The sequence below is a fragment of the Neorhizobium sp. BT27B genome, from assembly GCF_050455485.1.
GTDB lineage: Bacteria > Pseudomonadota > Alphaproteobacteria > Rhizobiales > Rhizobiaceae > Neorhizobium.
Genome location: NZ_JBCIYT010000006.1, coordinates 290,228 through 303,576 on the forward strand (window position 1 = coordinate 290,228; position 13,349 = coordinate 303,576).

Annotated in this window: 13 protein-coding genes; 8 read left to right on the top strand and 5 right to left on the bottom strand. The window is 61.0% G+C overall.

Annotated elements, in window-relative coordinates:
* The first annotated feature begins 8 nt into the window (after positions 1 to 8).
* Complete coding sequence (locus AAIH70_RS18140) at positions 9 to 314, top strand: integration host factor subunit beta (RefSeq protein WP_112729732.1); 306 nt, start codon at positions 9 to 11, stop codon at positions 312 to 314.
* Positions 315 to 438: 124 nt separating this feature from the next.
* Positions 439 to 771 carry a LapA family protein gene (locus AAIH70_RS18145; protein ID WP_132276448.1) on the top strand — a complete coding sequence of 111 codons (333 nt, stop codon included), beginning with the start codon at positions 439 to 441 and terminating at the stop codon, positions 769 to 771.
* 24 nt (positions 772 to 795) lie between these two features.
* On the opposite strand, the gene AAIH70_RS18150 is transcribed toward AAIH70_RS18145, so the two are convergent.
* Positions 796 to 1,251: a CoxG family protein gene (locus tag AAIH70_RS18150; protein WP_132276450.1), complete on the bottom strand. Its 456-nt coding sequence runs from the start codon at positions 1,249 to 1,251 to the stop codon at positions 796 to 798.
* 161 nt (positions 1,252 to 1,412) lie between these two features.
* On the opposite strand from AAIH70_RS18150, the gene AAIH70_RS18155 reads away from it, so the two are divergent.
* The 5 genes from AAIH70_RS18155 (at position 1,413) to AAIH70_RS18175 (ending at position 7,179) form a co-directional block, all read left to right on the top strand.
* Positions 1,413 to 2,606: a class I SAM-dependent rRNA methyltransferase gene (locus tag AAIH70_RS18155; protein WP_132276452.1), complete on the top strand. Its 1,194-nt coding sequence runs from the start codon at positions 1,413 to 1,415 to the stop codon at positions 2,604 to 2,606.
* Entirely contained in the window at positions 2,603 to 3,463 is an 861-nt protein-coding gene (locus tag AAIH70_RS18160; protein ID WP_132276454.1) for a TrmH family RNA methyltransferase, read from the top strand. Before AAIH70_RS18155 ends, AAIH70_RS18160 begins: the two co-directional genes overlap by 4 nt.
* 11 nt (positions 3,464 to 3,474) lie before the next feature.
* Positions 3,475 to 4,008, top strand: coding sequence for a signal peptidase II (lspA, locus tag AAIH70_RS18165; protein WP_132276456.1), 534 nt, complete (start codon positions 3,475 to 3,477; stop codon positions 4,006 to 4,008).
* A gap of 73 nt (positions 4,009 to 4,081) precedes the next feature.
* Positions 4,082 to 6,214, top strand: a complete 2,133-nt coding sequence (locus AAIH70_RS18170; protein ID WP_165932061.1) for a hybrid sensor histidine kinase/response regulator — start codon at positions 4,082 to 4,084, stop codon at positions 6,212 to 6,214.
* A gap of 92 nt (positions 6,215 to 6,306) precedes the next feature.
* Entirely contained in the window at positions 6,307 to 7,179 is an 873-nt protein-coding gene (locus AAIH70_RS18175; RefSeq protein ID WP_132276460.1) for a GNAT family N-acetyltransferase, read from the top strand.
* Positions 7,180 to 7,214: 35 nt separating this feature from the next.
* Here AAIH70_RS18175 and AAIH70_RS18180 read toward each other — a convergent pair whose 3' ends face one another.
* From AAIH70_RS18180 to AAIH70_RS18195, 4 genes are all read right to left on the bottom strand, one after another.
* Positions 7,215 to 7,634 (bottom strand): hypothetical protein, encoded by a 420-nt coding sequence (locus AAIH70_RS18180; protein WP_132276462.1) that lies wholly within the window; start codon positions 7,632 to 7,634, stop codon positions 7,215 to 7,217.
* Between the two features lies 1 nt (position 7,635).
* Positions 7,636 to 7,881 carry a type II toxin-antitoxin system prevent-host-death family antitoxin gene (locus AAIH70_RS18185; protein WP_132276464.1) on the bottom strand — a complete coding sequence of 82 codons (246 nt, stop codon included), beginning with the start codon at positions 7,879 to 7,881 and terminating at the stop codon, positions 7,636 to 7,638.
* Positions 7,882 to 7,898: 17 nt separating this feature from the next.
* Positions 7,899 to 8,078, bottom strand: a complete 180-nt coding sequence (locus tag AAIH70_RS18190) for a type II toxin-antitoxin system Phd/YefM family antitoxin (protein WP_165932062.1) — start codon at positions 8,076 to 8,078, stop codon at positions 7,899 to 7,901.
* Positions 8,079 to 8,155: 77 nt separating this feature from the next.
* Entirely contained in the window at positions 8,156 to 10,450 is a 2,295-nt protein-coding gene (locus AAIH70_RS18195; RefSeq protein ID WP_132276468.1) for an NADP-dependent malic enzyme, read from the bottom strand.
* Between the two features lie 209 nt (positions 10,451 to 10,659).
* On the opposite strand from AAIH70_RS18195, the gene mutS reads away from it, so the two are divergent.
* The gene (gene mutS / locus AAIH70_RS18200; RefSeq protein WP_132276845.1) at positions 10,660 to 13,308 is read left to right on the top strand and encodes a DNA mismatch repair protein MutS; all 2,649 of its coding nucleotides are present in this window, start codon (positions 10,660 to 10,662) and stop codon (positions 13,306 to 13,308) included.
* Positions 13,309 to 13,349: the final 41 nt, after the last annotated feature.

The window sequence follows — 13,349 nt, forward strand, 5'->3', positions numbered from 1 at the left end:
GGAAGATCGTGATCAAGTCGGAACTGGTGCAGATCGTCGCGGCCCGCAACCCGCATCTTTATCACCGTGACGTGGAAAATATCGTCAACGCCGTTCTCGACGAGATCACCGACGCGCTTGCCGGTGGCAACCGCGTGGAGCTGCGCGGTTTTGGCGCGTTCTCGGTGAAAAACCGCCCGTCGCGCTCTGGCCGCAACCCGCGCACCGGTGAAACCGTGTTCGTCGAGGAAAAATGGGTGCCCTTCTTCAAGACCGGCAAGGAGCTGCGCGAGCGGCTGAACCCCGATCTTGCCGATGAAGAAGATGCCGACTGAGCCGTTGGCAGTGCATCGCCTCGCTTGAAAAGCGGATTTCAAGAACTAGGTGATGGAGGTGGCCGGTATCACGGTCGCCGGCCCATACCGCAGTTCGACAATTGCAGGAATTATGAGAGGGACCATGACAAAGGTCAGGAAAATCGCCAATCTCGTGATTTTTGTACCGCTCGGCATCCTGCTGATCGTGCTCTGCGTTGCCAATCGCCAGAGCGTCACGCTTGCGCTCAACCCGTTCCAACCGCAGGACAGCGTGCTGTCGGTTTCTGCTCCGCTCTTTGCCGTGCTGTTCCTCTCGGTGATTTTCGGCATGGCGGTCGGCTCGACGGTTACCTGGTGGAACCAGGGCCGTTATCGCAAACAGGCCCGCACGGAAGCGCGCGAAGCGCTGAAATGGCAGCAGAACGGCAAACCGTCGATCTCGCCGGTCGAGGCGAAGCAGCTGCGGATCAAGTAACCTCGCGGAATTTGCCTGTTCGCTTCAGGCTTCCGTCCGTTCTTCACTCACCGCATCATTGAAATCCGAAAAGAACCGCGCCGCCAGCCTTTGCGTCGCAGCGCCGATCAGCTTGGTGCCCATCTGCGCCAGCCGCCCGCCGAGTTCGGCCGCGGCCCTGTAGCGCAGAATGGTTTGCCCGCCGTCTTCAACCAGTTCCACGTCGGCCGCCCCTTGCGCGAAACCCAGAATGCCGCCCTTGCCGGCTGCCGAAAGGCGGTAGCTGGCAGGCGCATTGACGTTCGACAGCGTGATCGTGCCGGAAAAATTGCTGGAAAAAGGCCCGAGCTTGATGCGGATGACAGCCGCCAGTTCGCTGTCCGATTGCCATTCCAGGCTCTGGCAGTGCGGGATGCAGCGCTTCAATATGTCTGCATCATTGAGGCCGGCCCAGACTTTGTCGCGCGGCGCTGCAATGCGTTCCTCGCCGGTCACATCCATGGGCCTGCTCCTTCTTTTCCGCGGTCATGCCGCTTATCCTGTCTTTTGTCATCTATCTGCGAAAGGGAAAGCCCTTTGCCAAGGGGCGCAGCAATGCTATTTGCACGCCAGATAAAGGAAGGCCCGACCGGATCGGCCTGATCGTGCTCGGGAAAATGACCATGAAGAACAAGGAACGGCGACCGGGATCGCGCCCCGCCGGCAAACCGGCAAAGCCGACTGGCAAGGCCGGCGGAAAACCCGCTGCTGCCCGCAGCGAGCGTCACGCATCGCCCAAGGTCGCTGCAAAACCTCAAAAGCCCGCCCGCCCGCCGGAACAGCGCGTTGAAGCAAAGCCGCGCGCCGTCCGCAGCGAGCATGCGCAATTCGGCAATCTGCGTGAAGCAGAAGCGCGACAGGCAGCGGCAGCTGAACAGCGGCCGATGATCGAGCGCAAGGGAGAGCGTCCGCCCGAACGCATCCCGGTCATCCTCGAATCCACCGGTGCCGGCGATTTCCACCTGATCGATACCGGCAACGGGTTGAAGCTCGAGCAATACGGCCCTTACCGTATCGTTCGCCCGGAAGCGCAGGCTTTGTGGAAGCCGGCTCTGCCCGACCATGTCTGGGAAAACGCCGATGCGGTCTTTACCGGCGATACGGATGAGGATGGCATGGGTCGCTGGCGTTTTCCAAAAGAGGCGCTGGGCGAAACCTGGCCACTGTCGCTGCTCGGCATCGATTTTCTCGGCCGTTTCACTTCCTTCCGCCATGTCGGCGTGTTCCCGGAACAGATCGTCCATTGGGCCTGGGTCAAGGAACAACAGGAAAAGGCCGATCGTCCGTTGAAAGTGCTGAACCTGTTTGGTTATACCGGCGTCGCCTCGCTGGTGGCTGCCGGTGCCGGCGCCGAGGTCACCCATGTCGATGCCTCGAAAAAGGCGATCGGCTGGGCGCGCGAAAACCAGTCGTTGGCCCGTCTCGACAAGGCGCCGATCCGCTGGATCTGCGAGGATGCCATGAAGTTCATCCAGCGCGAGGAACGCCGCGGCAGCAAATACGACATCATCCTTACCGACCCGCCGAAGTTCGGGCGCGGGCCGAATGGCGAAGTCTGGCATCTGTTCGAGCACCTGCCGAACATGCTTGATATCTGCCGCGAGCTTTTGTCGCCCAAGGCTGTCGGGCTTGTGTTGACCGCCTATTCTATCCGCGCCAGCTTCTATTCCATCCATGAACTGATGCGCGAAACCATGCGTGGCGCAGGCGGCGTCGTCGAATCTGGCGAACTCGTCATCCGCGAGGCCGGTCTTGACGGCAAGGGTCACGAGCGCGCGCTCTCCACTTCCCTCTTTTCCCGCTGGGTGCCGAAATGACCGAAGAATATCGTTCCGATTTCAGGCGGGAAGGCCCGCGCCGCGTCGGCCAGGTGAAGGAAGTCACCAGCCTCGCCAATCCGATCGTCAAGGACATCAAGGCGCTGTCCGACAAGAAGACCCGCGAAGAGACCGGCACGTTCATGGCCGAAGGCCTGAAGCTGGTCATCGATGCGCTGGAACTCGGTTGGAAAATCCGCACGTTGGTTTATGCCAAGGCCGCCAAGGGCAAGCCACTGGTCGAACAGGTGGCGACAAAGACGGTCGCCAATGGCGGCCTTGTGCTGGAAGTCAGCGAAAAGGTGCTGTCGTCGATCACCCGTCGCGACAATCCGCAAATGGTTGTCGGCATTTTCGAAAGCCGCTGGACCCGCCTGTCGGACATCCGCCCGGAAAACGGCCAGACCTTTGTCGCGCTCGACCGTGTGCGGGATCCCGGTAATCTCGGCACGATCATCCGCACTGCCGATGCCGCCGGTGCTTCGGGCGTCATTCTGGTCGGCGAATGTACCGATCCGTTTTCGCTGGAAACCGTGCGCGCCACCATGGGCTCGATCTTTGCGACGCCTTTGATCCGCACCTCGGTCGACGAATTCCTGTCCTGGCAGAAACATGCCGGTTCGGAGCTGGTCGCCACGCATCTTGCCGGTGCCGTCGATTACCGCACGGTCGATTACTCGAAAAAGCCGGTCACGATCCTGATGGGCAACGAGCAATCCGGCCTGCCGGAAAACCTCGCCAAGGCAGCCACGCGTCTGGTGCGCATTCCGCAGCAGGGCCTCGCAGACAGTCTCAATCTCGCGGTGGCAACGGCGGTCATGCTGTTCGAAGCCCGCCGCCATCTCCTGAAAATCTGAAAAGGACCGGCATGACGACCGAACCCGCCAGCCACGGCCCGACTGCACGACCGGCGCTCCTTTCGCAGCCGCTGCCGATCGCGATTTTTATCGTCATCGCCCTGATCCTCGACCAGATCATCAAGATCGCTGTCGATCATTATCTGCCGCTGGAAGAGGCGGTGCATGTCGTGCCCATGCTGGCGCTGTATCGCACCTATAATACCGGCGTTGCCTTCTCCATGCTGGATCACATGGATGGCTGGTTCATCGTCACCATGCGGCTTGCCATCTGCGCCTTCGTCATCTGGCTGTGGCGCCGCACGCCGGCAGACCGCACCTTTGCCCATGCCGGTTTCGCTTTCATCATTGCCGGCGCGCTTGGCAACCTGTTCGACCGTTTCCTGTATGGCCACGTGATCGATTACATCCTGTTTTACACGTCGACCTGGTCGTTTGCCGTCTTCAATCTCGCCGACAGCTTTATCACCATCGGTGCGGGCTGCGTCATTCTAGACGAAATTCTGGGCTCGATGCGCAAAAAGACCGAAGAGCCAAAAATCTAAAACGTTAACCTTTGCCCGAAAGCATTCGGAAGGAAGCGCATGTTAGTTTTGAAACATGCGCAAGATAGCCGACATGCAAAATCGACTGATCGCTGCCTTCGGTGCCCCGGTACCGTCCGAGGCGGATCGCGGCCGTGACGATGCTTCTGCTCCGATTGCTTTTCCAAAACAGGCGTCTCCGCAACCATCGCCAAGCCCTGCTTGGCTGAACTTCTTCACCCGCCTCGGCAGCCATCGCGAAACGCCGCCGATGTCGGCCGGTGGCGCGGTCGATCCCGCCAATCTGGCCGATGCCCTTGGCGAAGTCGCCGTTACCCGCACGGCGGATGGGCGTATCGTCAGCGCCAATGGTGTTTTCCGCAAGCTGACCGGCTGCCTTGCCCCGGAAGGCCGCACGCTCGAAGGTCTCGGTTTTCGCGCACGTGCTGAATCCAGCCAGCCGATCGATCTCGCCGAGCCGACAATTTCCGGTCGCGATCTCGAAATCACCGGGGCGGCCGAACTGCGCATCTTCTGGTGGCGTGACGTTCCCGTCGCCGATGCTGATGGCAAAATTCTCCTCCACGGTTTCGCCCGCGATGTCACCGAGGAACGGCTGGCACGCGAGGAGCAGGAAGCCGCCCGCCTGAAGGCAGAGGCGCTCAACCTCACCAAATCCCGCCAGCTTGCCACCGTCGTGCACGAGTTGCGCACGCCGCTCAACGGCATTCTCGGAATGGGCCAGCTTCTCGGCCGCACGCATCTGTCGCCGGAACAACAGAACTATATCGGCGGCATCGGCCAGGCAGGGCAGGCGCTTGCGCAGTTGGTCGATGACCTTCTCGATTATTCCACCATGGAAGCCGGTCGCTTCAAGCTCAACACGCGTGCGGAAAACCTGCGCCAACTGATCGAAAGCGTCGTGGAAATGCTGGCCCCGCGTGCCCACGCAAAAAACGTCGAGATCGGCGCCGCGGTCATGTCCGAACTGCCGGACCTGCATGATTTCGATCCGGCGCGCCTGCGTCAGGTCCTGTTCAATGTCATCGGCAATGCGGTGAAATTCACCCAGACCGGCGGCGTGCTCATCCGCGCCTGGCCGGAAACCGATAACGTCGTGATTGCGGTGTCCGACACCGGACCCGGCATGACGGCGGAAGAACAGGCCCGTATTTTTGGCGAGTTCGAACAGGCAGGCAGTGCCGAAGCCCGCAGCGGCGGCACCGGCCTCGGCATGGCGATTTCACACCTTCTCGTACAGGAATTCGGCGGTTCATTGTCTGTCGAGAGTGAGAAGGGCGTCGGCTCCACCTTCACCATCCGTCTGCCACTGGCGCCGACCGAGACTGCAGCAGCCGCCATCGAGGGAATTCGTGCATTGCCATCCGGCCGCGCCGAGGCGCTGCGTCCGTCGCGTGTATTGCTGCTGGCCCCGGAAGGTCCGTCGTCTTCCGCCATTGTCGGAATGATCGAAACGCTTGGTGGCACTTGCGTGCAGGCAGGCAGCAATGCGCAAGCCGAGAAACTGATTGAAACTGCGGGCAGGGGGGCGGATCGCTTCACCGATGTCATCGTCGATCACCGCCTTGCCGGCGGCCCGGCAGGTGGGCTCGTTCACGATGGCCTGCGCCGTATCCTGCTGGTCAACCCGGAAGATCGTGGCAGTCAGCCGCAGGAATTGTATGACGCCTGGCTCATCCGCCCGCTTCGTGAGCGCACCCTGATCGATGTGCTGCGCGGCCGTCTCGGCAACCGTGAACCGTTGGTTCCGGCCGTTCCAGAGCTGCCCGCCGCCACGCAGCAAGTGGCCGAACCATCGCCAGCGTCGAAGTCCGGCCTGTCCATCGTGCTGGCGGAAGACGATGCCGTCAGCGCCATGCTTTATGCGACGATCCTCAAACGGTCCGGCCATACCGTCACGCGCGTTGCCGATTTTCCCTCTCTGCTGGCGGCTGCCTGTGGGGACAATCCGCCCGACCTCGTCATCTCCGACATGCATATGCCGGGCGGCGAAATCGCCCATGCGCTTGCCGCAATCACGGCCTCGGCAAACGGGCGTGGCGAAAGTCTGCCTGTCATAATTTTGACGGGCGAAGGGCGCCTGAGTCAGCATGTGCAGATGCTTTCAGCCGGTGCCGTACAGGTCATGGAAAAGCCCGTCTCGCCCGACAGGCTCAATGAAGTGGTGCGTCAATTCGGAACGGCAGCCATGCGACAGGCATCTTGACGCCGTCAGCCGTTGTGGCAAACACTGTCACGGCAATGTCGCATGGAAATGATTTATGACAGTCAGTGAAGCGCTATTACGGGCGAAAGATCATGACTGTCGAACTGCTTACTCGGGGCGTCACCATCGAAACTAACCAGGTTGTCCCGCCGCAACTTGCGGGCACGGACGTATTCGGCCGGATAGGCACTCTCGAAACCCGCCTTGCCAGATCTTCCCGTGAGATCGACGCTGCGCAGGCTGTCCGTTTTCGTGTTTTCGTTCAGGAAATGGGTGCGCAGCTGCCGGCGGAAGCGATGCGTCGCGAGCGCGATTTCGATGCATTCGATGATATCTGCGACCACCTTCTCGTCATCGACCACGCCATCGAAGGTGATATCGAAGACCAGATCGTCGGCACCTACCGCCTGCTGCGGCAGGAAGTGGCGATGGCGCATGGCGGCTTTTATTCCTCCAGCGAGTTCGATCTCGCACCGCTTCTCGCTCGTCATCCCGGAAAACAGTTCATGGAGCTTGGCCGCTCCTGCGTGCTGCCCGACTACCGCACCAAACGTACTGTCGAACTCCTCTGGCTCGGCAACTGGGCTTATGCGCTGAAACACGGCATGGATGCCATGTTCGGTTGCGCCTCCTTCCCCGGCGTCGATCCGCAGGACCATGCGCTGGCGCTCTCTTTCCTGCACCACAATTCGCAGGTGAAGGACGAGTGGATGGTGTCGGCGTTGCCCGAACTCTACAAGAACATGAACATGGTCCCGGCCGAAGAAATCAACCCGCGTCAGGCTTTGTCGGCCATGCCGCCGCTGGTGAAGGGTTACCTGCGCCTCGGTGCGATGATCGGTGACGGCGCCGTGGTCGATCAGGCCTTCAACACCACGGACGTGTTGATCGTGCTTCCCATCGCCGTAATCTCCGGCCGCTACATCAACCATTTCGGCGCCGATGCTGGGCGGTTCGCGAGCTGATAGCTTGTGCCGGTTAGCCACCAAGGCTCCCCGCGTTATCCCGTCACAGGGTCGCGGGGAATATTGCGGGCGGACGCTGCCCGCATTGCCTGTGCGGCTGTAACGGCAATCTTCGACATGAACATTTTGCTGAAGTGGCCAAGTGGCGATTGTTTCTCGACTGCGAAAGATGCGACGAGATCATCGGTGTTGAACTCGTCCACAATCACCCAGGCCGGCATGCGCAGGTTTGCGGTGCGTGCCTCGGCGGGTGGAATTTCAATCGCCCATCGGTTCAATCGTGGCGGTTGACTGGTGATTGGAAACAACAGCGATTTTTTGCGACCATCCTGGCTGATCACGATCAGCATGACGCAGGTTGGACGGGCTTTGCGACCGCTTTCCTCGCCGCGGTCATATTCGCGAGCCCAGAGGTACGAATAGAGAATGACATCGCCATGGGCGAACCTGCTCATTCTATAAGTTGCCTTTCACCCCCATGCTTTCCAGCGCCGTGATCAACTCCTCACGTTCACGCGGTTCGATATCATCGACGTGGTGGGCTTTTTGGTCGCCGCCTCTCCGCATGTGGTCAAATTGCTCGACTGTCATCAGCACGAATTTGCGCCTGCCCTGCGCAGTGATCTCCACGGGTCCGTAAAAGGTGGCTTCGGCCACCTCATTTGACTTATGGCCCAGCTCGGCGAGTGTGAAACTTGCCATGATAAGCAATCTCCTAATTAGTCTGCGTGCGCTGTATCGACCGGCTTGTCTTGCAGCAGGATCTCATCGATCACCTCCACCGTCACCTTCAGCGAAGGTTTCCCCTCCCGGGTAACGACAAACGGCTGTCCCTTCGCGGCCTCTTCCAAAAGCCGCGCCAGATCTTCCCGAGCTTCCTGAATACTGACGGTCTTCATGAGCGACATTCCGCGAGTGGACCTTGTTCTTTTAAGGTAATCCACTCGCGGTTGCCATTCAAGCTTGGGCTATCGCGTCACATGCCGGCGTTATAGGCGGCGATCGCCGCCGTGTTGACGATGTCGCTATCCTTTGCCCCCATCGGTGCGATCTGCACCGACTTGTCGAGACCGACCAGCAACGGGCCGATCACCGTAGAACCGCCGAGTTCCTGCAGCATGCGTGTGGAAATCGCCGCCGAATGGATGGCTGGCATGACCAGCACGTTGGCCGTTCCGGAAAGACGGCAGAACGGGTATTGCTGCTGCATGCGCTCCAGATTGAGCGCCACATCGGCCCCCATCTCTCCGTCATATTCGAAATCGACCCGCTGGCCGTCGAGGATCTTGACCGCTTCGCGGACCCGCTCGGAGCGCTCGCCGATCGGCTGGCCGAAGGTGGAATAGGCCAGCATCGCCACGCGCGGCTCATGCCCCATGCGCTTGGCCAGACGCGCCGCTTCAATGGCGATCTCTGCCAGATCATCGGCTGTCGGCATGTCGTGCACGGCGGTGTCGGCCACAAAAACGGTGCGTCCGCGTGCCAGGATCATCGATACGCCGATCACCTTGTGGCCCGGCTTGGCATCGATGCAACGGCGCACGTCGGAAAGCGCTGTCGCGTAGTTTCGCGTTGTGCCCGTCACCATCGCGTCGGCATCACCCAGCGCCACCATGCAGGCGGCAAAGTGGTTGCGGTCGTTGTGGATCAGACGCTGCACATCGCGCAGCAGATAACCTTCGCGCTGCAGGCGCTCGTAGAGGTAATCGATATAGACCTCGACGCGGTTGGAAATACGCGCATTGACGATCTCGATACCGGGGCGGTCGAGCTCGATCCCGGCCTTTTCCGCCGTTGCACGGATCACGTCGTCGCGACCCAGCAGGATGGCGGTGCCCAGCCCCTGCGCCATATAGGCGACGGCTGCACGCATGACCTGTTCTTCCTCGGCCTCGGCAAACACCACCCGCTTGGGATATTGCCGCACGCGCTCATAGATGTCCTGCGTGTTGGCGGCGATCGGGTCGATACGTGCCGAAAGCTGGCGAGCATAGGCGGCGAGATCGGTGATGTCGCGACGGGCGACGCCGCTGTCCATTGCAGCCTTGGCAACGGCAACCGGAATGGCCGAGATCAACCGAGGATCGAACGGCACGGGGATAATGTACTGCGGCCCAAAGCGTGGGCGAACGCCCTGATAGGCGGCGGCCACGTCGTCCGGTACATCTTCGCGGGCAAGGTCTGCCAGCGCTTGTGCGGCAGCAATCTTCATCGCATCGTTGATCTGGCTGGCACGCACATCCAGCGCTCCGCGGAAAATGTAGGGGAAGCCCAGCACGTTGTTGACCTGGTTCGGATAGTCCGAGCGGCCGGTCGCCATGATCGCGTCATCACGAATGCGCGCCACTTCTTCCGGGGTGATTTCCGGGTCCGGGTTGGCCATCGCAAAAATGATCGGCTTGTCCGCCATCGAGCGGATCATCTCTTCGGTGAATGCGCCCTGCTGCGACAGGCCGAACACGACATCGGCGCCCTTCATGGCTTCCACCAGCGTGCGGCGGTCAGTTTTTACCGCGTGAGCCGATTTCCACTGGTTCATGCCCTCGGTGCGGCCCTGATAGATCACGCCCTTGGTGTCGCACAAAATGATGTTTTCGGGCGCAAAACCCATCGCCTTGATGAGTTCGATACAGGCGATCGCGGCTGCACCCGCGCCGTTGCAGACCAGTTTGGTGGTCTTCACGTCACGGCCGGTCAATTCCAGCGCGTTGATCAGGCCCGCGGCGGCAATGATTGCCGTGCCATGCTGGTCGTCGTGGAAAACCGGGATATCCATCAGCTCGCGCAGGCGGCTTTCGATGATGAAACATTCCGGTGCCTTGATATCCTCGAGATTGATGCCGCCGAAGGAGGGGCCGAGGTAGCGCACGCAGTTGATGAACTCGTCGACATTTTCCGTATCGACTTCAAGGTCGATGCTGTCGACATCGGCAAAACGCTTGAAGAGAACCGACTTGCCTTCCATGACAGGCTTGGATGCCAGTGCGCCAAGATTTCCGAGGCCCAGAATGGCGGTGCCGTTGGAAATCACGGCCACCATGTTGCCGCGCGTCGTGTAATCGTAGGCGGTGGCAGGGTCGGCGGCGATCGCCTTCACCGGCACGGCAACGCCGGGAGAATAGGCCAGAGACAGGTCGCGCTGCGTCGCCATCGGCTTGGTGGGGGTGATTTCCAGCTTGCCGGGGCGGCCGTTGGCGTGGAAGTCGAGCGCCTCGCGATCGGTCACCGATGTGCGGGTTTTGGCGCCGGGCGCCTTCTTGTCTGCTGCCATTGTGTTTCCGTTCCCTGTGTCTCTGTCAGTATCATGTGGGCAAAGGCCGGATCGCCTCCGCCATTGTTGTCTTTCCGGGGCCATCATCGATAAGGTCGCCTTTTCCCGGACGCAACACAAAACGGACCATCGATTTGCAACGCCTGCCGACCGACACGCTCGACACTGCCCGCCTGATCACCGAGGAAAGCCGCGCTTCGGCCACCCCGATGATGGAACAATTCATCGAGATCAAGGCCAACAACCCCGGCTCGCTGCTGTTCTATCGCATGGGCGATTTTTACGAGCTGTTCTTCGACGATGCCGCCGAAGCCTCGAGGGCGCTGGGCATCACGCTCACCAAGCGCGGCCAGCATATGGGCTACGACATCCCCATGTGCGGTGTGCCCGTCCATGCGGCAGACGATTACCTGCAGAAGCTGATTTCGCTGGGCTATCGCGTTGCCGTCTGCGAACAGATCGAGGATCCCGCCGAAGCCAAGAAACGCGGCTCGAAATCGGTGGTGAAACGCGATGTCGTGCGCCTCGTCACGCCCGGCACGCTGACCGAAGAAAAACTCCTCGTCGCCTCCGAATCCAATTACCTGATGACGCTCGCCCGTATTCGCGGCAATAGCGAAGAGCAGATGGCGATCGCCTGGATCGATATTTCGACGGGCGTTTTCCGCGTTGCCGAAACAGAACAGACACGTCTTCTCGCCGATATCCTGCGCATCGAACCGCGCGAACTCATTCTTGCCGATGCCATTTTTCACGATCCGGAACTGAAACCCGTCTTCGACGTTCTCGGCCGCGTCGCTGTGCCCCAGCCGGCCGTGCTGTTCGACAGCGCCATGGCAGAAAGCCGTATCACCCGCTATTTCGGCGTCGAAACCCTCGACGGCTTTGGTACGTTTTCGCGTGCCGAATTGACGTCAGCCGCAGCAGCAGTGGCTTATGTCGAAAAAACCCAGATTGCCGAACGTCCGCCGCTTGGCCGACCGGAGCGTGAAAGCGGCAACTCCACCCTGTTTATCGATCCCGCCACGCGCGGAAATCTTGAACTGACGAAAACGCTTTCCGGCAGCCGCGATGGCTCACTGTTGAAAGCCATCGACCGCACGGTCACCGGCGGTGGCGGCCGTCTGCTTGCCGAGCGGCTGATGTCGCCGCTCACTGATCCGGCTGTCATCAACAACCGCCTCGATTCCATCTCTTTCCTGATCGAGGAACCATCGCTCTGCGGCGATCTGCGCACAGGCCTCAAACACGTGCCCGACATGCCGCGCGCGCTGTCGCGTCTGGCGCTCGACCGTGGTGGTCCGCGCGATCTCGGTGCCATCCTCATCGGCCTGCAGGCCGCCCGCACCGTCGGCCAGAACCTCTCGAAGGTCATGCTGCCGCCGGAGCTGGAAGAGGCGATGGCCGCACTCGCCGCCCTACCGGATGATGTCGAAAACCTGCTCTCCGGCCTGCTGGCGGAAGAACTGCCACTGTTGAAGCGCGATGGCGGCTTTGTTGCCGATGGCGCCTATGCCGAGCTCGACGAAGTCCGGGCGCTTCGCGACCAGTCACGTCGCGTCATTGCCGGGCTGCAGCTGCAATATGCCGACGAGACCGGCATCAAGTCGCTGAAAATCAAGCATAACAATGTGCTTGGTTATTTCATCGAAGTCACCGCCGGCAATGCCGGGCCGATGACCGATACGCCGGAAGCCAAGGCCCGCTTCATCCATCGCCAGACCATGGCCAATGCCATGCGTTTCACCACGACGGAACTGGCCGATCTCGAAAGCCGCATCGCCAATGCCGCCGGGCAGGCACTGGTCATCGAGCTCGAAGCCTTCACTCACATGACCAACGCGGTCACTGCCGCCGCCGAAGCCATCAAGGCCGGTGCGCGTGCTCTTGGCATCATCGATGTCGCCGCAGGCCTTGCCATGCTGGCGGAAGAGTGGGGTTATCGTCGCCCGATCGTCGATGACAGCCGCATGTTTGCAATCGAAGGCGGCCGTCACCCGGTGGTCGAACAGGCGCTGCGCCGCCAGTCGGCCGGTGCGTTCATCGCCAACGAATGTGATCTGTCGCCACGGGATGGTGGCGAATTCGGTGCACTCTGGCTGCTCACCGGTCCCAACATGGGCGGTAAATCGACGTTTCTGCGCCAGAACGCGCTGATTTCCATTCTGGCCCAGATGGGCTCCTTCGTGCCGGCAACTGCTGCCCATATCGGTGTTGTCGACCGCCTGTTCTCGCGCGTCGGAGCGTCCGACGATCTGGCGCGTGGCCGCTCCACCTTCATGGTGGAAATGGTCGAAACCGCCGCCATCCTCAATCAGGCGACCGACCGCTCGCTGGTCATCCTCGACGAGATCGGCCGCGGCACGGCGACCTTCGACGGTCTGTCGATCGCCTGGGCCGCTGTCGAACACCTTCACGAAGCCAATCGTTGCCGCGGCTTGTTCGCCACCCATTTCCACGAGTTGACCGTCCTGTCGGAAAAATTGGGCCGCCTCTCCAACGCCACCATGAAGGTGAAGGAATGGGACGGCGAGGTCATCTTCCTGCACGAAGTCGGCCCTGGCGCCGCCGACCGGTCTTACGGCATTCAGGTCGCCCGTTTGGCCGGCCTGCCGGATGCGGTGGTGGCACGCGCGCGTGATGTGCTGACCAAACTGGAAGACAGTGACCGCAAGAACCCGGCCAGCCAGTTGATCGATGATCTGCCGCTGTTCCAGGTGGCGGTGCGCAAGGAAGAAACGCGCCGCGGCCCGTCCAAGGTCGAGGAAGCGCTGAAGGCTCTCAACCCGGATGACATGACCCCGCGCGAGGCGATGGATGCGCTTTACGCGCTGCGCAAGCAGCTTGCGGAGAAGTAGGGATGCATTGGCAGTTTATGCCATTATGGTATGATGGCCCT

Bases quoted from the DNA above. Each gene is read 5' to 3' on its own strand.
- AAIH70_RS18145 (WP_132276448.1), top strand. From the start codon at position 439: ATGACAAAGGTCAGGAAAATCGCCAATCTCGTGATTTTTGTACCGCTC.
- AAIH70_RS18150 (WP_132276450.1), bottom strand. From the start codon at position 1,251: ATGGATGTGACCGGCGAGGAACGCATTGCAGCGCCGCGCGACAAAGTC.
- AAIH70_RS18155 (WP_132276452.1), top strand. From the start codon at position 1,413: ATGAAGAACAAGGAACGGCGACCGGGATCGCGCCCCGCCGGCAAACCG.
- AAIH70_RS18160 (WP_132276454.1), top strand. From the start codon at position 2,603: ATGACCGAAGAATATCGTTCCGATTTCAGGCGGGAAGGCCCGCGCCGC.
- lspA (WP_132276456.1), top strand. From the start codon at position 3,475: ATGACGACCGAACCCGCCAGCCACGGCCCGACTGCACGACCGGCGCTC.
- AAIH70_RS18170 (WP_165932061.1), top strand. From the start codon at position 4,082: ATGCAAAATCGACTGATCGCTGCCTTCGGTGCCCCGGTACCGTCCGAG.
- AAIH70_RS18175 (WP_132276460.1), top strand. From the start codon at position 6,307: ATGACTGTCGAACTGCTTACTCGGGGCGTCACCATCGAAACTAACCAG.
- AAIH70_RS18180 (WP_132276462.1), bottom strand. From the start codon at position 7,634: ATGAGCAGGTTCGCCCATGGCGATGTCATTCTCTATTCGTACCTCTGG.
- AAIH70_RS18185 (WP_132276464.1), bottom strand. From the start codon at position 7,881: ATGGCAAGTTTCACACTCGCCGAGCTGGGCCATAAGTCAAATGAGGTG.
- AAIH70_RS18190 (WP_165932062.1), bottom strand. From the start codon at position 8,078: ATGAAGACCGTCAGTATTCAGGAAGCTCGGGAAGATCTGGCGCGGCTT.
- AAIH70_RS18195 (WP_132276468.1), bottom strand. From the start codon at position 10,450: ATGGCAGCAGACAAGAAGGCGCCCGGCGCCAAAACCCGCACATCGGTG.
- mutS (WP_132276845.1), top strand. From the start codon at position 10,660: ATGATGGAACAATTCATCGAGATCAAGGCCAACAACCCCGGCTCGCTG.